Genomic DNA, 18,516 nt, shown 5'->3' on the forward strand with positions numbered 1-18,516 from the left:
ACGTGTTGCGGAAAACTTCACGGGGGGCACGGATGGAACTCGACGACGCCGTACTGCACTTCCCGTTCGCGAGCGGGCCCGGTGGCACCCAGCCGGAGGAGTTCCGCGAACTGCGCGCCGGTTGCCCCGTCGTGCCGGTGATCCTGCCGTCCGGGGACCGTGCATGGCTGGCCAGTCGGTACGAGGACATCCTGACCGTCCTCGATGACCCGCGGTTCAGCCGCGATCTCTCCCGCGCCGGCGCCCCGCGACTGGCCGAAGGCTTCGACGCGTCGCTCGTCAAGGACATGATCGTCGGCATGGACCCGCCGGAGCACACCCGGATCCGGCGGATCGTGCAGGGCGCCTTCACGCCGCGCCGGATCCGTACGTGGGAGCCGCGAGTGCGGGCGGTCGCCGAGCGGCTCCTCGACGACTTCGCCGCCGGCCCCGGACGGACCGGCGACCTGTACGAGGGGTTCGCGCTTCCGCTGCCCATCCGGATCATCTCCGAACTGCTCGGGATCCCGGACGACGACGCGGCCGACTTCCGGCGCTGGACCGAGACGGGATTGTCGCTGACTCGCTGGACGCGCGAGGAGATGCTCGCGGCACACCGCGAATACGTCGACTACGTAGGCGCGTTGATCGCGGCACGACGAACCGCCGGCGTGGCCGACGGCACGGGCAACGGCACGGGCAACGGCGCCGGTGACGACGAGCGTCAGGGGGACCTCCTGGACGCCTTGGTCGGCGCCCGCGACCAGGATGACCGGCTGAGCGAGCACGAACTCGTGCAACTCGTCCGCGCGTTGATCTCCGCCGGCCACGAGACCACCGCCACCGTGTTCACCCGCGGCCTCTACACGCTACTCACCCACCCCGAGCAATTCGCGCTGCTGCGCGCCGAACCCGAACGCCTGGATGCCGCCGTCGAGGAAATCCTGCGGTACGTGCCGCCCGGCTCCGGCGGCACCCCGCGCATCGCCACCACCGAGATCGAAATCGGCGGCGTCCGGGTCAAGCCGCACGAAGGGGTCATCGCCCCGTTCGGCGCCGCCAACCACGACCCGGCCAGGTTCGCCGACCCGGACACCTTCGACATCGCCCGCGTCGACCCGCCGAGTCACATCGCGTTCGGCCACGGGCCCCACCACTGCCTGGGCGTCCACCTCGCCCGGCTCGAACTACGGGTCGCATTCGAGACAGTGCTGCGCCGTCTACCGGGCCTCGAACTAGCAGTACCAGCAGAGGAGTTGGCGTGGTCGGAGGGCCTGCGAGTGCTCAAGCTGCAGGCCCTCCCGGTGCGCTGGTGATCCGCCGACACACGGCGCACCGATCGGCCCGGCACGAGCTCGGCGATCACCGCGAACGGGGCTCCGAACGGGTCGAGGGCCTGCGTATCGCGCTGCGCAACAGCAAGCAGGGGGCGCAGCGAGCAGCGACCACGACCATGCGTCGTGTCCGCCACCATCGACGAACCGGCGCCTTCGAAGCGGAAATCACCTTCGAATCACCCGAATCACCCATCCGCGGGCTCTGCCTGGCCTCCGCCCCCGACCGCCGCGCCCCCCGGGGGACGATGAGCGCCATTGCGCCCCTGCGTCGTCCAGCGTCGGGCGTCAGGCGGCGGGCAGTGGGGGTACAGGGCGTGGGCGTACGCACCAGACATCGCGTCGGTGAACGTTGCCCGGGACGTCGGTGACGACGATGTCGACGTCGATCGCCGACATGCGGTCGAAGCCCACGGGGGTCGGGGGTCGGGGCAAAGACTTCCATCAACGGGATCAAATGGCGTGCTTTGCCGCGGCGTTCGGTGTTGGCGATGCGCCGGATTGATGACGTTGTGCAGTGAGTTGACACATCCGTGACAACCACCCGGCTCACCCGGGCGCCGCGTTATCTCGCTGCCGGATCGTGTTTGATGTTCGAGCCTTCGAGTGGGTCGTGATCGGGGGCAGTGCCCTTCGAGGTGGCCCAACTCCTCCGGTGGCGTGGGGGCAGTCTGCGGCGGATGATCGTCGTGACCGTTCGATCACCTTCCGTATTGGAGTTGTGTCGTGCGTATTCGTCATGCCGCCTGCGCGGCCGTCCTGGCCTCCCTCGCCGTGCTGCCGTTGGCCTCTTCGGCGCAGGCCGCGCCGGGGGATCGGGACTGCGCGGACTTCGCCACGCGCGAACTGGCCCAGGCCGCGTTCGACCTCGACCCCTCGGACCCCGAACGGCTGGACGCCGACAACGACGGCCTGGCCTGCGAGGACCGACCCTCGGCCCCCGCCGGCGCGTCGACCGCGACCACCCCCGGTACCGCCGCCGTGCCCGGGACCACCACGACCGTCCCGGCCCCCGCGGGTGTCGTCGACGCCGCCGACGCCGTGACCGGCCGCACGCCCGCCGGCGGAGTGGACACGGGCTTTGGGCCCGTCGCCGGCGACGATGCCTGGTCGGCGGCGGGAGCAGCCCTGATCGCCGGTGGTGCTTTGATCGGTGTCGGGGCCTTCGTGGCTCGACGTCGGTCCAACGCCGGTGTCGATGTCACCGCCACGCCCCTGTCCACCGTGGCGACATGACACCGGCCGGCCTCGTCCCGTCGGGACGAGGCCGGCCGGTCGCGGCGGGTCATGCCGTTACACGTCGTACGGCAACGTCCAGCGTATGCCGGGCTGTCCGACACAATCCCAGAGCTGGGCGCGGGCACCGTTGGACCTGGAGGAGTTCTCGGTCTCCAGGCACCGGTTGCTGGTCCAGCTGACGATGTCCGACGACTGGGTGCCGGACTGCCAGAAGAACGCCCAAAGCGAGCCTTGTTGGCCGACGCAGCTCCACTGCTGGACACGAGCGCCGTTGTAGCCGTTGGAGTTCTGGACTTCCAGGCACTTGCCGCTGTTCTTGTTCACGATCTTGTAGAGGCCGTTGGTCTGCCGCACCGGGTACCAGTCGTCGCCGCGCCGGGAACCGCGCGACCATTGCTGGACACGAGCACCATTGGCGGTGGAGGAGTTCTCGACTTCCAGGCACAGGCGGCTGTTCGTGTTGACGACACGATCGAAGTCCACCAGACGACCGTTGTGTTCTCCCCGCAGGGACCGTCGAGCACGCACGCGCGTATCACCTCGCGCTCGCAGCGGACGCGACTCCGCCAGGAGAGACGAGGGTGCCGTGGGTCGTGGACCCCCGGGTTTTACGACTCGGGGTTTCGGCCCATGCGGTGCAACAGTCGGTCCTGTGGCGATGCGTCCCGGGCGGGTTCCCCGTCGGGTGCCGCGAAGAAGCGATGCGTCGTTTCGGCGGCGACGGGGGTCTCCGCCAGGCCTGCGTAGATTTCGTCGAGATGGGAGCCGATCCACCCGACCAGCCCCGCATCCAGGGCGTCGTCGACGCCGATCGCCCGGGCCAGATCCCACGTGTGGATCACGCTGTCCGTGGTTCGCACGGCGATCGCCTGCTGCCCGTTTACCCGACCCAGCGGATAGTCGAGGACGCGCTCCAACGCGCCGGGCAGTGCGAACGCGGCTGCGCATTCGCGCACCGATCGGATGTACGCGGCGACCGGATCCGCACCCGACGCGTCCTCGTCGCGGAGGCGAATGAAGTCCGCGCCGGTACCGCCGTGAAGGAGTTGAACGTAGCCGACGTTCCCCCGGGTCATGTGGTTGACCAGTTGACGTACATCCCACTCACTGCAGGGAGTGGGCCACGTCCACTGTTCCGGCCGCACCATTCGCAGGCGTCGCTCGAATTCTCGGCCGGCGAGGACGAATCGGTCGATGAGTCCCTCGCTTGAGTTGAGCACGCATCCCAGCATGGTCGCGAAGGTAGCCCACGGCCGGCGGAAATCGGACCTCGCTTTTGCCCATGGCCCGGCCCGGCGGGCGTTGCGCCGGCAGGGCGCAGCGGCGATGCCTCGCACGATCGTTGTCCGACCCTGGACGGAGCTTCCGGGTTGTGCGGCGGGGCCAGGAGTTCCGGTACGCCCAGGACGGTGTCGTGGGGCGTGAACGTGCGGGCGAGGTCGCTGACGAGGGTGGCTTAGCGGGGCCGGGCGTCGAGGGTCGTGTTGGAGCGGTTGTTACGAGCCGGTGCATGCCGTGAATGCCAGGGCGTAGCACAGGGCGTCCTCGCCGATCGCCGCCGGGAGTGCGGGAATTCCGGTGTTCGCGGCGGCCTGGCGCCATGCCGCGCCCAAGATGGCGCCGCCCACCGAGGCGCCGGCTCCGACGAGGGCTGCGATCGTTGCCGCACCGCCCGTACGACGCGCCAACATCGCGGCGGCCGTTGCTCCGAGCAGGACACGCGGAGCCAGGCCCGGCAGGCTCAGTCGGGACGGGACGTCGGGGCGCTTGTCCGCGACGAGTTCGCCGATGGCGGCCGAGCCGACGGCGAGCCGGGACAGCTTGCCTGCGCCGCGAGTGGTCAAGCGAACGGCCGTGACCCCTGCCTGGCTTCGGCCGCCGCTGGCCACACCCACCAGGAAGGCCCGCACGAGGGCGCTCACTTGCGGTCCATCGTCGCGAGCGCCGCGTACGTCGTGAAGCCGTAGGCGATGTGCGGCACGATGTCCGCGATCCAGTCGGCCGTCGACCACGTACGCGGGTCCGACACCCGCAGTCCGGCCATCGGGCCGTTGGCGGCGATCATCGCGGCGGCGCCCACGAGCAGCGAACCCGCCCAGATCGGCGGCCGTAGGCCGATGCCACGCAGCGCGCCGAAAGCGGCGCCCACGCCTACGCCGGTCGCGATGCCCGACAGCGCGCCGAGCCCGGTCAATCGGTTCGCGCGCGTGTCGGAGTCGCCCTCGACCGGGCGCCCGATGCGGCGCGCGATGGTTGCGACGGTGCGTTGTGGCGTTTCACTGGCCGGGCGCGCCCGGCCGGCCATGTCGGCGTAGGTGACCGCATCGAGGGCGGTGGTGCCGGCCGCGCCGGCGGCGGCACCTCGCAGGATCCCTGAGAGCATGACCACCCGTTGCCCACGCGCCGTATCGGCAAACCGTCGTCGAGCGACCCGTCCAGATCCGCGTCGGCCGATTCGCCGCCGTTCCACAGAGCTGTCCGCCCTCCGCTGCCACCCGGTCGTCCATCCGTGCGCGAGTCCCGCGCCCGGCAGCGCACACTGCCCGGAGCCGGCAAGCCGTGCGTCCGCCCGCCGGTGTCGATTCCGTCAATCCCGCGGCACGGCTTCGGGACCGACGTCCCCCGGCAGCAACGGCCGCATGAAGGTGCGCTCGTAGCGCACGACACAACCGCTCTCGTCACGAATGCGATCCGCGGCCACGAAGTCGGGATCCACGCCGAACAGGTCGCGGTACTGCTCGTAGGCGGCCAGGCTCGGGAAGCTGAACAGGGCCAGGGCCCGGTCGCTCGCCCCCTCGGCAGGCAGGAAGTAGCCATGGTGGGTCCCACCGTGGCGGCCCACCAGTTCCATCCAACAACGCCCGAACCGTTCGAACGCCTCGATTTTGGCGGGATCGATCGTGTAGTCGACGACGCAGGTGATCACCCGAACATCCTTCCCATTCGAAGAGGCTTTCGGCACGGTTCGTCCTTCGACCGCAGGTCTCGAACGTCGCCCGGCGATGTGTTCGGCGCGGGGGCGTCCACGGTGGGGCTCGGGAGACGCCGCCCACCGCACGCAGCGCGTCTGCCGTCGCCCGGGGGTCAGTGCTCCGGATGGCCCGGGGCGAGGTCTCGGACATCGGTGTAGGTCAGCAGGTCGGTCGGGGTCGGGTCCGGATGTCCCGGGGCCTCGATCGGAGCCAGGACGATCCCGGTGTGGTCGCCGAGGTCGACCGCGTCCACGACCCGACCCACGAAGCGCCGGGGGCAGTCGGTCAGCAGCGGGACGCCGGCGGGGCCCTCGGTCCACGCGCAGTGCGCGAACTTGTCCATTCGGTCGCCGGTTTCCTCGCCGAACAGGGCCGCGAGCGGGTGTAGAGACGAATCCGGCGCGTGTACCGCGAGTACGGGCGCGGCGGTGGCGACGCCGTGGGTGTGGTTGAGGGTGGAGACGCAGACCAGGAACCGAGGCGGTTCGATGCTGCACTGGGTGGCGAAGCCAACCAGGCAGCCGGAGCGCTCGCCGGTGTCCGCTCGGGCCGCGGTGACGATGAACATCGGGTAGTCGAGTGCCGCCACGAAAGCATCGAAATCGGCGCGAACACCGGGATCGGGATCAGGATCGGGATCAGGATTGGGACCGGGATCGAGACCGGCAGCGGAATCGGTACGGAGATCGGGACCCACCGGCTCCGTGTGACCGCTCCGCGAGTCGTCCACCATGTCCACCATGTCCACCTTCCCCGTACCGCTCGTACCGCTCGTCACGACCGGAGGGTTACTGCCCACCACCATCGGTCCTACGCTCCCGCGCGTACTGCCCACCACGCGAACATCGCCGCGCCGGAAGCGCGTGCGTACCTGCGTGTCGCTACGGCCCGCGATGGGTGCGGCTGGTTACGGATGCATCTCCGCCCCCTTGAAGACCTTGTCGACCACGTTGCGCGGCCCGTGCACGGCCAAGCCGACCAGATCCAACCGCTCCCGCCGGACGCCCCGTACCGCCGCCCGGTTGTCCCGGTCGTTGCCGGTGGCGAAGAGGTCGGCGGTGAACACCGCCACCGGCAGGCCGCGACCCACCGCCCGGGCGTTGGCCGAGGCGAGCAGTTCACCGCTGCCCTGGAAGACCAGTACCGGCTGCCGGAACATCGGCAGATAGGTGGTGTCGTCGGCATCGGCATAGGGTTCGCCGATCACCTCGGGAATCCGTGTACCAAGGCCGCTGACCAGGAACGCGGTGACGTTCAACCGCTGCCATACGGCCAGGTCCGCGCGCAGGAGCACGGCGATCTTGGTGTCGAAACGAACGGGTGCGAGCTGGGTTTCCATGCCCGCATCGTGTCCCTGGCGGACGGTGATCGTCTTGTACGATCCTGACATGGTTGCCGGCTCGGAGATCGTGGCGTGGCGGCCGTCGGTGGCCGGGGTGAGCGAGGTGCTGCACGCCCACATGACCGATCACGCGTACCCGATGCACACGCACGCCGCGTGGACGCTGCTGATCGTCGACGACGGCATGGTCAAGTACGACCTGGATCGGCACGAGCACGGCGTGCTGCGGCGCGCGGTGAGCCTGTTGCCGCCGCACGTTCCGCACAACGGCAGCGCGGCCACCCCGACCGGCTTCCGCAAGCGGGTGCTCTATCTGGACTCCTCCCATGTGGCCGACGACCTGATCGGCCGGGCCGTGGACCATTCGGTGCTCGACGACCACGCACTGCATGGACGGGTGCATCGACTGCACACCTTGCTGCTGCGACCGGGCGAGGAATTGGAGGCGGAAAGCAGGCTCGCGTTCATCGCCGAGCGGTTGCGTGGGCACCTTCTGGGCCGAGTCGCCGCACCTACCGTCGTGCGTGACGCCGGATTGGCCCACCGTCTGCGCGATCTACTCGACGAGCGTTTCGTCGAGGGCGTCACCCTCGGTGCGGCGTCCGAACTGCTGTACGCCCACCCCACCCATCTGGTCCGCGCCTTCAGTCGGGAGTTCGGCATGGGCCCGCACCAATACCTGACCGGACGCCGAGTCGACCTCGCCCGCGCCCTCCTGCTGGACGGCATGCCGCCGCACACCGTCGCCGTGACCGCCGGCTTCTACGACCAATCTCATCTGAACCGCCACTTCAAGCGCACCCTCGGCATCAGCCCCGGCCGCTTTGCCCGCACCGGGGCACGTTTGATGACCGCCGCCCGGCCGAACGCGCGGAGCACGGCGAGCACGGCGAGCACGGCGAGCACGGCGGCCGGTACCACCGCGTCGACGCCGGGCGCCAACGGCTGAGGGCCGGCACCCGTTCGGTCCCCGCTTGGTCCCGCCGGTCCCGATCGATCCGATCGGTCCCGCGCGGTGACGCGTTAGACGGCGCACGCGGCCCACCACCGACAACGCCCGCCGTTGCCTTGCCGCCCACCGCTGCGCCTTCGGTGGGGCGGATGCCGACTCTCCGAGCCGCTCGATCTGTCCGGGCCCGAGTTCGGCGCGTGTGGCCGCTCGCCGGTGCCGGTGCCGCTGCGCCCGGGCTCCGATGTGTTCCACGCCGACGGTGTACCCGCCACCGGCTCCTCGTGGTTCCACCCCATGCCGCCGGGAACAGCCGTACCTCGTTGGCGGCCCACTGCCAGGCGACGGCTCATCCCCGCAGTCACATCGGCGTGGGTGCGGCGGTGTCGTCCCGGTCGGATGTGGGCCGGCTGGGGGGTTGGGCGAGGAGGCCGTCGATGATCACGCGCAGTTTCCACGCGGCCCTGGCGTTCCGGTCGCCGCCGGTGAGCGTCGGTGCCAGGGCTTGCAGGGTGGGGTACCGCTCGGCGGGCAACGCCCGGAAGGTGGCGTCGAGTCGGGCGGTGAACGTCTCGGGTTCGGTCGGGTCGGCGGCGGACGAGGGTTGTGTGGGGGCCCGCCGAGGCCGCGGGTCGTCGGCGTTCTCCAGGGCGGTCGAGTAGATGTACTGGCCGAGCAGGTCGATGGCCCAGGAACAGGCGTCGTCGTCGAGGCCGCCCGCCCGGAGCAGGCGCGCCGCCTCCTCGGTCAGGCGCAGGCCGTGCGGGCCGGGGAGGGCGTCCCGCAGGCCGACGGAGGCGATGTCGTTGTGGCCGGCCAGGGCGGCGACGATGCGCCCGACGAGCAGTTCGAGGCGGGTACGCCAATCCCCGTCGTCCTCGTCGGGCACGACCACGTCGGCCACCGCGTGGTCGAGGACGAGTGCCATCAACTCCTGCCGATCGCGCACGTAGACGTAGAGCGAGGCGGGACCGGTTTCGAGGGCCTGGGCGACGCGCCGCAGGCTCACCGCTTCGCAGCCCAACTCGTCGACCAGCGCCATGGTGGCGGCCAGGACGGCGTCCAGGCCGAGCATGGATTTCGAGGGGCGGGAGCGCGAGCGGGCTTGCGGCATGGCACAACCCTACCTTGACGAATGCTGTTCGTTAAGGGCATCCTGCTTGACGAACAGTGTTTGTTAAGCCTGGTTGGGAGACCCCCGTGACCGTTCCTGCTTCGACGTCGGCCGCCCGCGCGGCACCGCCCGCGGCCCATCCGCATCGGTGGCGGATCCTGGCGGTGGTGCTGCTCGCGCAGGCCCTGGACCTGTTGGACGCGACCGTGATGAACGTGGCCGCCCCCTCCGTTCGTGCCGGGCTGGGCGGCGGCGCGGCGATCATGCAGTGGCTCACCGCGGGGTACACGCTCGCCTTCGGCGTCCTGCTGATTGTCGGTGGTCGGCTGGGCGATCGGTGGGGTCGGCGGCGGTTGTTCGTCCTGGGCGCCGCCGGGTTCACGGTGGCCTCCGCGGTGTGTGCGGCGGCGCCTTCGCCGGCCGTGTTGGTGGCGGCTCGGGTGGCGCAGGGTGCGCTCGGCGCGTTGATGATCCCGCAGGGGTTCGGCGTCCTGAGCGCGGTGTTCGACGAACGCGAACGCGGCCGCGCGTTCGCGACGTTCGGACCGGTGATGGCGCTCGCCGGCGTCGGCGGCCCCGTCCTCGCGGGCGGCCTCATCGCCCTCGACCCGGGCGGACTCGACTGGCGGCTGATCTTCCTGATCAACCTTCCGCTCGGCGCACTGGCCGTGGTCGGGGCGCTGCGGTGGATGCCGGCCGACCCGGGGGACCCGCTGGTGCGGATCGACCCGCCGGGTGCCCTGCTGGTCGCAATGGGGTCCGCGCTCGTCGTCCATCCGCTGATCCAGGGCAGGGAAGCGGGTTGGCCGTGGTGGATTTTCGCGGAGATCGCCGCCGGCATCGTGGCCTTCGCCGCCTTCGGTCGACGTCAACGCACCAGCCGCTCGCCGGTCCTGGTGCCCAGCCTGCTGCGCAAACCCGCGTTCGTCGGCGGCCTCGCGGTCACCGCCGCATTCTTCACCGGCCTCGGCGGACTGCTGCTCGTCCTCTCCCTCCACCTCCAACTCGATCTCGGCCGGTCCGCGTGGGAGACCGCGCTCTCCCTGTCGCCGCTCGCCATCGGCATCGGGCTCGCCTCACTCGCGGCCCCGGCGGCGGCCGTCCGGCTCGGCCGCTCACTCCTACAGTTGGGGCTGGGGATCGAGGCCCTCGGCACGCTCGGCCTTGCCGCGGTGGCCGCGTCGGGAAGTCCCGCCTGGGCGCTGTCGATACCCACCCTGGTCGTGGGCCTGGGCGTGGGACTGGTGTCCGGCACTCTGGTCCGGTCGATCCTGGCGGCGGCCGAACCCGCCGAGACGGGCAGCGCATCGGGCACCCTCAACGCCCTCCAACAACTCTCCACGGCCCTGGGCGTCGCGGTGTTGGGCACCGTGTACTTCGCCACCCACGACCCCGGCGCCCCCGACCCGGGGGCGGACGGCCTGGTCATCGGCGCTCTCGTGGTCACCGCGACCTGCCTGCTCGGCGCAGCCCTCGTACTCCTGCTGCCCCGTACTCGCACCCCGTAGCCGAAAGACGGACGGGCCACGCCCGGGGTCGTCCCGGATCGGCCGGTATTCGGGCGCGCTTGTGCACCTGTGCACTCATACGCCCCTGCACTCATATGCCCGTGCGCCCGACGCCTGTGCGCCCGACGCCTGTGCGCCCGACGCCTGTGCGCCCGACGCTCGTACGTCCTGCGCACGTACGCCCGACGTCCGTGCACCCATACGCCCCTGCGCCCGACGAGCAACCCGCACCAACCCGCCCATCGACCACGTGAGGACCCCATCATGAGCAATGTCATCGTCTTCGGAGCCAACGGCCGCACCGGACACCTCGTCGTCCGGGAAGCCCTGCGCCTGGGCCACGACGTCACCGCCGCGGTGCGCGAGCCGGCCCGGTGGCAGCCTCCGGCCCCGGAAGACTCGCCCGGTACGGGGAAGGCGAACGTCGTGCGGGCCGACGTGCGCGACACCGCCGACGTACGCGCCGCCGTCGAGGGCCACGACGTCGTGGTCTCCGCGATCGGCCCGCCGGGGCGGCACGCGCACCGGCTCTACTCCGACGCGGCGCGGACCCTGGTGGCCGCGATGGAAGACGCCGGCGTACCCCGGCTGATCGCGGTCACCTCGGGCGGAGTCCACCACCGCGACCCCAACTTCCCCTGGTGGTACCGCAATCTCGTCACCCCCCTGGTTCGGGAGTTGTACGACGACATGCGGCTGATGGAAACGATCGTCCGCGGAAGCACCGTCGACTGGACCTTCGTCCGCCCGGCCCGATTGCAGGACGAACCCCCCACCGGCAACTACCGTGTCCTCGACGCGAGCAACCCCAAGGGCGGCCGGAAGGTGACCCGCACCGACCTCGCCCGTTTCATCGCCCGCGAACTCGACGAACACCGCTGGTCCCACGCCGCCCCAACCCTCGCCGAATGACCCACGAGGCTCGGGCGCGCCGGCCCACCGTCCACCGCCGAACGATCGATCGCCACCCGGCACCGCACACGCACGGTGCCCCCGCACCAACGGGCGCAGGCGATCACGGTGGTTGGGTGACACTTCGTTCCGCGGCCCGACCCGGTTGTTGCACAGGTGCCGGCGATCCGGGACGGGTACGTGGGCGGTCGTCCGGGACCGCGTCAGGGTGCGGGCGTTGTGCCGGCCGCCGCGTGTGCGGAGTCCAGGACCAGGCCGAGCAGTCGTTCGGGTCGGCTCGGACCGTCGTCCCGCGTGGTGGCGAGGGCGATCCCGGCGACGAGTTGGACGAGGTCGCCCGCGTCGACGTCGGTGCGTGCCGTTCCCTCGCGTTGCGCCCGGGAGAGCACGGTGTCGGCGGCGTCCAGGACGATGCGGTGGCAGTCGATGCCGAAGTCGACGGTTTCACCGAGCATCGCGACGACGCCCATGCCTTGGTGGAGTCGTGCGTGCGCGAGCAGGGCCGCGAACCAGGCGGCGAGCGCGTCGTCGGGTGTGTGTGACTCGCACAGGGCGTCGGCGAGGCGGCTGAGGGCCGTCACGCGGTCTTTGACGATCGCGACCATCAAGGCCTGGCGGTTCGGGAAGTGCCGGTAGAGCGTGCCGGGACCGACCGCGGCGCGTCTGGCGATCTCGTTGAGCGAGGCCTCGGGTCCGCTTTCGGAGAAGACCTCGCGGGCGGCGGTGAGGATGCGTTCGCGGTTGACGCGCGCGTCCGCGCGCGACGCGACCGGGGTGGGCGGAGGCACCGAGGCCGCCGTGTCGGTCGAGTCTTCGGCCTGGTCGCGCTTTGTCATCGCGTCCGCCTTCCCACTGGCTATCCGGAGAGCTTCTCCGTATCGTATCCCGAGACGTAAGCGGAGAGGTTCTCCCCTTGTTGCGCGAGGAGTATTTCATGCACGACGACAGGCACGCCGACCTCGGTCCCGTAGGTGTCTGGACCTTCGCGTTCGACGCGCAGCCGGCCGGGGCGGTCCGTGACGCGGCTGCGGAGATCGAGGAGTTGGGCTACGGCGCGATCTGGTTCGGCGAGGCGTTCGGCCGGGAGAGCTTCGGCCAGGCGTGGCTGCTGCTGTCCGCGACGACGCGCCTGACGATCGCCTCCGGCATCGCCAACATCGCCTTCCGTGATCCGATCGCCGCGGCGACCGCGAGCCGCACACTCGGCGACGCCTTCCCGGGCCGCTATCTGCTCGGGCTCGGCGGCCATCGGGTCGACGACACCGTCCACGACCTCGACGGCTACCCGATGCCGGCGCGCGGCCGTGCGGTACACACGATGCGCGCCTATCTCGACTCGATGGACGCGGTGCCTGCGCACGGGCCCCGCCCCGATCCGGCGCCGCGGCGCGTGTTGGCGGCGTTGGGTCCGAAGATGCTGGAATTGGCCGCGGAGCGCACCTGGGGTGCGCACCCGTACTTCGTGCCGGTCGCGCACACGCGGAGCGCACGGCAGATCATGGGCCCGGACGCGTTCCTCGGTGTGGAACTCGCCGTGGTGTTGGACACCGATGTGGCACGGGCGCGCGAGTTGGCCACCACGCATGTGGCGATGTACGTCCAGAGCGCGCCGCACCAGCAGGCCAACGTGCGCAGGCTGGGATTCGGTGACGAGGACATCGTCGGGGGGCCGAGCCGGCGCCTGGTCGACGCGATCGTCGCGTACGGCGACACGGATGTGCTCCGGCAGCGGGTGCGCGAGCACTTGGACGCAGGCGCCGACCACGTGTGCGTGCAGGTCCTTACAGCGGCCCCGGGCGAACTCCCCGTCCGGCAATGGCGCGAGCTGGCGCCTGCGTTGACCGACCTGGGCACAGGCGCCGCGGCGGCGGCGTCTCGATGACAGTGCTGCGGCGGGCGGCCGAAGGTGCCCCGGCCGCCCGTCCGCGTCGCCCGCCGGGCGGAGCGGCCCGCACGCGCCGTTGCGAAGCGGAAGTCACCATCACCATCGGCGAGTACGGCACGGCTACCGCTTCGGCGGCAGCGACCGGGACCTGGGCGACGTGGACCGACGCCCGCTCCGACCGACGCGGTTCGTGGCCTCGGACGATGTCCCTTCCACAAGCGCCTCGCCCACGCACGTACCGGCTCAGAGTCCGGCCAGGCGTACTCTCACCAGGAGGTCGTGGAGCGCGTCGTATCCCTCGGGCCGTTCCGCAAGCGCGGATGCCTCGTGCGCGTCGTCCAGCGCTGCCCGCAGCCGTTCGATGTCCGCTCGCACCGCGTCGGCCGCGACCAGGCCGTCCAGGGCCCCATGCTCCGCCTCGCGTTTCGCGGCCACCAGGTCGCCCAGGTACGCCGGTGCCGCGTCCGGGCACAGGTCGGCGAGTTTGCGCAGGTCGGCGACCACCTGTCCGGTCCTCATCAAGTGGATCCCGGTCAGCAGCACCCGGAAGGTGTAGAGCAGCGGTTTGAGCTCGCCGGTCCGGTCGAACAGCCGCGACTGGGTGCGGGCGAACCCGGCGTAGTGGTGCGCGTGGTGTCGGGTCACGAGTCCGGGGGCGAGCGTCACCAACTCGGCATGCGCCGCCGTGGTGTGCACGACAAGCGGCGAGAGCAGTTGCTCCAGGACGTAGCCGTTGCGGCGCAGGAGCAGCCGCACGAACTTGCCCAGGTCGTGGGTCACCAGGTCGTTCTCCACGCCGTCGGCCCGCCACATGCGCGCACGCGTGTGCTCGCCCTCGCGCAGCCCGACCAACTCGGCCGCAGGCAGGAGGTGTACGCCCCGCAGGTCGACGTCGGAATCCTCGGAGGGAAACCCGTACAGGTGCGCGCCGGACACGGTGGCGAACACGAGCGGATCCGGCTGGTCGGCCGCGATCGCCGCGAGGCGTTCCAGCTCTATGTCCAATGCCACGACGGGCCCTTCGAGACGGCGCTGCGAGAACCGGCATCCTAACTCGCGCCCCGAGGTGCGCCTTCCCCGGCAGTCCACCGCCACGGCGTCGGCGACGTGGTGGTCTCCGAAGCGGATCGGGGAGGCGTACCGGGCTGCGTGGCGATGGCGCGTGTGGCGCCACCGTCCGAGTAGGGCCCCGGCAACACGATCTGCTGCGTCATGTTCTCGGGTGTGGGCCCAACAGGCCTGCGGCGCGGGCGGTTTCGGTGGCCTCGCGGCGGGATGTCGCGCCCAGTTTGTCGAGGATCGCCGCGACGTGGTGTTCCACGGTCCGCACCGACAACACCAGGTGCCGGGCGATCTCGGCGTTCGTGCGACCTTCGGCAAGCAAGTCGAGGACGTGCGATTGGCGGGTGGTCAGTCCCGCCGGATGGGTGCGGGTGGCGGGTACGGGGCCGCGGGGCACGCGGCGCAGTCCGAGGGCGCGCAGTCGGGCGCGGACCAGGTCGGCCGCGGCCGAGGCGCCGAGTCCGTCCAGTATGCCCAGTGCCGTCAGGGTCGGGTCGAGTTCCCCGGACTCGGCGAGTTCCAAGGCCTGTTCGTAGGGTGCCCCGGCGGCGGCGAAGCCCTGCGCGGCAGTTCGCCAGTCGCCGCGCAGGCTCGCCGCGTACGGCTCCGGGCAGCCCTCGAACGGCTCGGCCGCCGGCCCCGATCGGGCCAGATGCCACAGGAGTTCGGCGCGGAAGGATTCCCTGCCGGGCCGGTCCAGACACGGCAGCAGCACGTCGCGGACGACGCCGGCGGCTTCCGGCCGCCGGGCGAGCCAGGCCCATTCGGCGTAGGCGATGCCGGCGTAGGCGAGCCCGGGCAGGGAGCGCTGGCGCAACGCGCGATGCCACGCCTGGATCAGCGGTTTCTCGGCGCCGGCGTCGCCGCGGCGGGCCAGGAGCCGCGCGTACGGCGGGACGCTGTAGACGTAGAGCATCCCCGGGTCGTCGACACCCTCCACGAGTGCCCGCAGTCCCTGCTCGGCGGACGCGGTCTCGCCGCGTCGCATCAGGGCCAGACAGCGGTGCACGTCCAGGTTGTAGGCGTGCGACCAGAAGCCGCATTCGCGAGTGAACGCCAAGCCCTCGTCGACGCACCGGTCCAGATCGGCCAAGTCGTCGAAGCGGTAGAGCAGTTCGGCGAGGTTGGTATAGGCGCGGGCGGCACTCTCGTGGGACCCGTCGTGCAGGGCGCCGGCCAGGCTCTCGCGGACGCAGCGCAGCGCGGAGGCCGGTTCGCCCAGGTCCGCCCGGGCCACCCCGAGGTAGTTCAGGCACAACGAGATCAGCTCCGAGCAGCCGTGTTCCCCGGCGAGCCGCCGCGCCTGGTCGAGGACGCCGACGGCGCGTTCGCTGTGGCCGGTCAGCGCGAGCAGCGCTCCCTGGTGGGTGAGCGCGGATGCCAGCGCCGGGGTGCGGCCGAGCGGGGCCAGGACGCGGACCGCCCGGGACACGGCGTCCTCGGCGGCGTCGGTCTCGCCGGTCATGTAGTGGTGGCGCGAGAGCCGGACCAGGGCCCGGCCGAATGCCGCCGGGTCCTCCAGCGCTTCGTACCGGCGCACCGCCTCCTGGCCCGCGCGTACCGCCGAGGCGAAGCGGTGGGCGTTGTACAGCTCCCAGGCGTAGTCGTCCATCAGGCCCGCGCGGTCCGCGGCGGTGAAGCGGTCGGGGTGGCGCAGCGCGGCCTCGAAGTGCGTGAGCGCCTGCCGGTGCGAGCCGACGCGCGCCGCCTCCCGGGCGGCGGCCGGGGCGTGGGCCGCGATGGTCTCGGCGTCGTCGGAGCGTATCGCGTGGTGCAGGAGTCGGTCCCGGTCCGGTTCCCGCCGGGTGAGCAGGGCGCGCACCACGGCGCGGTCGAGGGTACGGCGGCGCAGGGCGGGCAGGCTGCCCTCGATCGCGCGGCGGGCCAGCTCGTGCCGGAACGCCAGCCCCTCGGGCCGTACTTCGACGATGCCGCGCCGTTCCGCCTCGGCCAGGGCGTCGAGTCGGTCGCCGAGCAGTTCCTCGGCGAGGCGCAGGCCCACGTGGGTGGGCACCACGGACAACTGCTCGAGCGCGGTGCGGCAGTCCTCGCCGAGGACACGCACCCGGGCCAGCACGGCGTCCGCGACGGTCTCCGGCACCTCTCCGGGGGTGTCGGCGAGGACCTCGGTGACGTAGAACGGGTTGCCGCAGGTGACGGCGTGCAGGGTCCGCGGATCGCGTCCGGATCCGGCGGCGAGTCGGGCGACGGCGTTCGGGGACAGCGGTCGCAGGGGGAGTCTGCGCACCCGGGCGCGGCTGAGGGCGCCGAGCAACCTTTGCAACGGATGCCGGGTACCCAACTCGTCGTCGCGGAAGGTGAGGACCAGGACCGTGCCGAGGTCGTCGACGCGTCCGGCCAGATAGGTGAGGGCGTCCAGGGTCGCGTCGTCGGCCCAGTGCACGTCCTCGACGACCAACACCGCCGGGCCCGCCTGCGACATTTCCGCGGAGATCGCGGCGAACACGGCCTCGCCCGCCGCCCCTTGGGTGAGGGTCCGCTCCAGGGGACCGCCGGTGCCCGCGGCGGCATCGCGCAACGCGCCGAGCGCGCGCGGCGCCATCAGGTCGTCGCAGGCGCCGACGAGGACCCGCACGTCCGCTCCGACGGCTTCCGTGAATGCTCGGATCAGGCTGGTCTTGCCGATCCCGGCCTCGCCGAACACCAGTACGACGGAGCCCCGCCCGTGCCCGGCATCGTCGCTCGCTGCGAGTAACTCGGCCATTTCCCGGTCGCGTTCCAGCATGGCGCCCCCACCGACATCCTGCCCCGCCGCCGATCCGTTGTCGCCTCGATGTGTGCCCCCCATGGCGGTCACGGCACCGGACGACGCGGCCTCGTCCACCGAGATCCACCGGACACGGCATAGGTGGCCACGCTCCCCAACATAGGTGGCGACCACCGATGCCGACCACCGGTCAACGCCCGTAGAACGGTCGGGTCGACACCTCGCCGGGGGAGCGGCGGCGACGGCCTTCGACCTATGGCGGTCCGCGGTCCGCGGCCCGCGGGCCGGTCACGACGCGAGGCGTCGACGGGCACGGCAAGGCAGCACACAACGGGAATAGGAATATGGGGGAGAAATGACCCAAGTGGAGACCCAAGTGGAGTCCCCGGCGGTCGTCGACCGTAGCGCAGAACCACCGTCCGAACCGGACCGCCGGGTTCAGCGGCCCGCGCCGCGGTTGGACATCGAAGCCGTCGAACCGCCCGTCGAGTCCGACGAGGCGCTGGTCAACAACGCGTTCGCGCTCGACAGTTCCTACATGGGCGTGGCGGTGCGCCCGGGCGGGCCGAGCGGCGGCTGGTTCCGGATCTTCAAGGTGGGCGGCTGGTTCCAGGGTGGCGCGGACCAGCTCGTGGCGATGGACTGGACGCCCGGCTTCGCCACGGTCCACGAAGAGGCCCTGGGCGGAGCGCTGACCTCCGCTCCCGGAGCGACGCTGTGGAAGAACCGCCAGCGCATAGATGTCTTCGCGCGCGGCCTCGACTCGGCGACCTGGCACCACTGGCGCGATTACCAGCAGGGTGTGACCGGCTGGAACGGACCGCACAGCCCGCCGGACAACACCTCGATGACGGCCGTATGGTCGTCCGCGGACCATCTGCTGCACTACGCGGTCCGCGGCACCGACAAGCAGTTCTGGACCGCGACCTGGAACGAGTCGACGTTCTCCTCGTCCGGCTGGGGGTTCACGCGCCCCGGTCCGGTCGAGTTCACCTCGGCCTGCGCGGGGGCCAGTCCCGAGATCGACGTGATGCGGCTGTACGCGCGCGGGGCGGACGGCTACCTGTACCGCACGCAGGGACGCCAGTCGACACCGTCCAGTTGGGAGGCCTGGCACCGGGTCGGCAACCAGCCGGTGCAGCTGGCCAGTGCACCCACCGCGGTGAACTGGGGCTGGTGGGCCGAGGAGATCTTCGCGATGGGCGTGGACGGGCACGTGTGGAACGCCTGGTACCGCGACCAGGAGGGCTGGAACTGGGAGAAGCTTCCCAAGCCCAACAACTCCACGGCCGGGCTCTACCGCCAGGCGACCCCGATCGTGGCGAGCCACCAGGTGGGGACGCTGGACCTGTTCGTCCCGGGTCACACCAAGGAGTTCCTGACCAACCGCTGGAAGGGAACCTGGCACGGGTGGCGAGGCGTGGTCGTGCCGAACCACTTCTATCCGGTGCAGTAACCGCACCGCGCGTCACCCACGTTTCGCGGGTGGATG

The 18,516-nt window shown here is 71.3% G+C and carries 18 protein-coding genes; 7 read left to right on the top strand and 11 right to left on the bottom strand.

Annotated elements, in window-relative coordinates; genetic code table 11:
- Positions 1 to 32: 32 nt before the first annotated feature.
- Positions 33 to 1,295, top strand: coding sequence for a cytochrome P450 (locus tag ACIBM5_RS33125; protein WP_396010316.1), 1,263 nt, complete (start codon positions 33 to 35; stop codon positions 1,293 to 1,295).
- Between the two features lie 744 nt (positions 1,296 to 2,039).
- Positions 2,040 to 2,549, top strand: coding sequence for an excalibur calcium-binding protein (locus tag ACIBM5_RS33130; RefSeq protein WP_396010317.1), 510 nt, complete (start codon positions 2,040 to 2,042; stop codon positions 2,547 to 2,549).
- Between the two features lie 57 nt (positions 2,550 to 2,606).
- Here the strand turns inward: ACIBM5_RS33130 and ACIBM5_RS33135 are convergent, their stop codons facing one another.
- From ACIBM5_RS33135 to ACIBM5_RS33165, 7 genes are all read right to left on the bottom strand, one after another.
- The gene (locus ACIBM5_RS33135) at positions 2,607 to 3,035 is read right to left on the bottom strand and encodes an RICIN domain-containing protein (RefSeq protein ID WP_396010318.1); all 429 of its coding nucleotides are present in this window, start codon (positions 3,033 to 3,035) and stop codon (positions 2,607 to 2,609) included.
- A 125-nt stretch (positions 3,036 to 3,160) separates the two neighbouring features.
- Positions 3,161 to 3,772, bottom strand: coding sequence for a TIGR03086 family metal-binding protein (locus ACIBM5_RS33140; protein WP_396010320.1), 612 nt, complete (start codon positions 3,770 to 3,772; stop codon positions 3,161 to 3,163).
- 276 nt (positions 3,773 to 4,048) lie between these two features.
- Positions 4,049 to 4,474, bottom strand: coding sequence for a hypothetical protein (locus ACIBM5_RS33145; protein WP_396010321.1), 426 nt, complete (start codon positions 4,472 to 4,474; stop codon positions 4,049 to 4,051).
- Positions 4,471 to 4,935: a hypothetical protein gene (locus ACIBM5_RS33150; RefSeq protein ID WP_396010322.1), complete on the bottom strand. Its 465-nt coding sequence runs from the start codon at positions 4,933 to 4,935 to the stop codon at positions 4,471 to 4,473. Before ACIBM5_RS33150 ends, ACIBM5_RS33145 begins: the two co-directional genes overlap by 4 nt.
- Positions 4,936 to 5,139: 204 nt before the next feature.
- Positions 5,140 to 5,478: an NIPSNAP family protein gene (locus tag ACIBM5_RS33155; RefSeq protein ID WP_396010324.1), complete on the bottom strand. Its 339-nt coding sequence runs from the start codon at positions 5,476 to 5,478 to the stop codon at positions 5,140 to 5,142.
- Positions 5,479 to 5,636: 158 nt separating this feature from the next.
- Positions 5,637 to 6,113, bottom strand: coding sequence for a flavin reductase family protein (locus ACIBM5_RS33160; RefSeq protein ID WP_396010325.1), 477 nt, complete (start codon positions 6,111 to 6,113; stop codon positions 5,637 to 5,639).
- A 318-nt stretch (positions 6,114 to 6,431) separates the two neighbouring features.
- Positions 6,432 to 6,863, bottom strand: coding sequence for a DUF2000 family protein (locus tag ACIBM5_RS33165; RefSeq protein WP_396010326.1), 432 nt, complete (start codon positions 6,861 to 6,863; stop codon positions 6,432 to 6,434).
- 49 nt (positions 6,864 to 6,912) lie between these two features.
- On the opposite strand from ACIBM5_RS33165, the gene ACIBM5_RS33170 reads away from it, so the two are divergent.
- The gene (locus ACIBM5_RS33170; protein ID WP_396010327.1) at positions 6,913 to 7,815 is read left to right on the top strand and encodes an AraC family transcriptional regulator; all 903 of its coding nucleotides are present in this window, start codon (positions 6,913 to 6,915) and stop codon (positions 7,813 to 7,815) included.
- A 361-nt stretch (positions 7,816 to 8,176) separates the two neighbouring features.
- Here ACIBM5_RS33170 and ACIBM5_RS33175 read toward each other — a convergent pair whose 3' ends face one another.
- Positions 8,177 to 8,929, bottom strand: coding sequence for a TetR/AcrR family transcriptional regulator (locus ACIBM5_RS33175; RefSeq protein ID WP_396010329.1), 753 nt, complete (start codon positions 8,927 to 8,929; stop codon positions 8,177 to 8,179).
- Between the two features lie 86 nt (positions 8,930 to 9,015).
- Here ACIBM5_RS33175 and ACIBM5_RS33180 point away from each other — a divergent pair, with 86 nt between their 5' ends.
- Together ACIBM5_RS33180 and ACIBM5_RS33185 are read left to right on the top strand one after the other, a co-directional pair.
- Positions 9,016 to 10,437: an MFS transporter gene (locus tag ACIBM5_RS33180; RefSeq protein ID WP_396010330.1), complete on the top strand. Its 1,422-nt coding sequence runs from the start codon at positions 9,016 to 9,018 to the stop codon at positions 10,435 to 10,437.
- A 264-nt stretch (positions 10,438 to 10,701) separates the two neighbouring features.
- Positions 10,702 to 11,349 carry an NAD(P)-dependent oxidoreductase gene (locus ACIBM5_RS33185; RefSeq protein WP_396010331.1) on the top strand — a complete coding sequence of 216 codons (648 nt, stop codon included), beginning with the start codon at positions 10,702 to 10,704 and terminating at the stop codon, positions 11,347 to 11,349.
- Between the two features lie 203 nt (positions 11,350 to 11,552).
- Here the strand turns inward: ACIBM5_RS33185 and ACIBM5_RS33190 are convergent, their stop codons facing one another.
- Complete coding sequence (locus ACIBM5_RS33190) at positions 11,553 to 12,185, bottom strand: TetR/AcrR family transcriptional regulator (RefSeq protein ID WP_396010333.1); 633 nt, start codon at positions 12,183 to 12,185, stop codon at positions 11,553 to 11,555.
- Between the two features lie 98 nt (positions 12,186 to 12,283).
- On the opposite strand from ACIBM5_RS33190, the gene ACIBM5_RS33195 reads away from it, so the two are divergent.
- Positions 12,284 to 13,231, top strand: coding sequence for a TIGR03620 family F420-dependent LLM class oxidoreductase (locus ACIBM5_RS33195; protein ID WP_396010334.1), 948 nt, complete (start codon positions 12,284 to 12,286; stop codon positions 13,229 to 13,231).
- Between the two features lie 246 nt (positions 13,232 to 13,477).
- Here ACIBM5_RS33195 and ACIBM5_RS33200 read toward each other — a convergent pair whose 3' ends face one another.
- Positions 13,478 to 14,245 (bottom strand): DNA polymerase beta superfamily protein, encoded by a 768-nt coding sequence (locus tag ACIBM5_RS33200; protein WP_396010335.1) that lies wholly within the window; start codon positions 14,243 to 14,245, stop codon positions 13,478 to 13,480.
- Between the two features lie 199 nt (positions 14,246 to 14,444).
- Positions 14,445 to 17,042 (bottom strand): ATP-binding protein, encoded by a 2,598-nt coding sequence (locus ACIBM5_RS33205; protein WP_396010336.1) that lies wholly within the window; start codon positions 17,040 to 17,042, stop codon positions 14,445 to 14,447.
- A 337-nt stretch (positions 17,043 to 17,379) separates the two neighbouring features.
- On the opposite strand from ACIBM5_RS33205, the gene ACIBM5_RS33210 reads away from it, so the two are divergent.
- Complete coding sequence (locus tag ACIBM5_RS33210) at positions 17,380 to 18,480, top strand: hypothetical protein (RefSeq protein ID WP_396010337.1); 1,101 nt, start codon at positions 17,380 to 17,382, stop codon at positions 18,478 to 18,480.
- The last annotated feature ends 36 nt before the right edge of the window (positions 18,481 to 18,516 follow it).

Origin of the sequence: Embleya sp. NPDC050493, from assembly GCF_044458105.1 — a bacterium.
Classification (GTDB): Bacteria; Actinomycetota; Actinomycetes; order Streptomycetales; family Streptomycetaceae; genus Embleya.

Coding starts and splice junctions, on each gene's coding strand:
- ACIBM5_RS33185 (WP_396010331.1), top strand. CDS start 10,702: ATGAGCAATGTCATCGTCTTCGGAGCCAACGGCCGCACCGGACACCTC.
- ACIBM5_RS33205 (WP_396010336.1), bottom strand. CDS start 17,042: ATGCTGGAACGCGACCGGGAAATGGCCGAGTTACTCGCAGCGAGCGAC.
- ACIBM5_RS33165 (WP_396010326.1), bottom strand. CDS start 6,863: ATGGAAACCCAGCTCGCACCCGTTCGTTTCGACACCAAGATCGCCGTG.
- ACIBM5_RS33125 (WP_396010316.1), top strand. CDS start 33: ATGGAACTCGACGACGCCGTACTGCACTTCCCGTTCGCGAGCGGGCCC.
- ACIBM5_RS33175 (WP_396010329.1), bottom strand. CDS start 8,929: ATGCCGCAAGCCCGCTCGCGCTCCCGCCCCTCGAAATCCATGCTCGGC.
- ACIBM5_RS33190 (WP_396010333.1), bottom strand. CDS start 12,185: ATGACAAAGCGCGACCAGGCCGAAGACTCGACCGACACGGCGGCCTCG.
- ACIBM5_RS33195 (WP_396010334.1), top strand. CDS start 12,284: ATGCACGACGACAGGCACGCCGACCTCGGTCCCGTAGGTGTCTGGACC.
- ACIBM5_RS33210 (WP_396010337.1), top strand. CDS start 17,380: ATGACCCAAGTGGAGACCCAAGTGGAGTCCCCGGCGGTCGTCGACCGT.
- ACIBM5_RS33170 (WP_396010327.1), top strand. CDS start 6,913: ATGGTTGCCGGCTCGGAGATCGTGGCGTGGCGGCCGTCGGTGGCCGGG.
- ACIBM5_RS33150 (WP_396010322.1), bottom strand. CDS start 4,935: ATGCTCTCAGGGATCCTGCGAGGTGCCGCCGCCGGCGCGGCCGGCACC.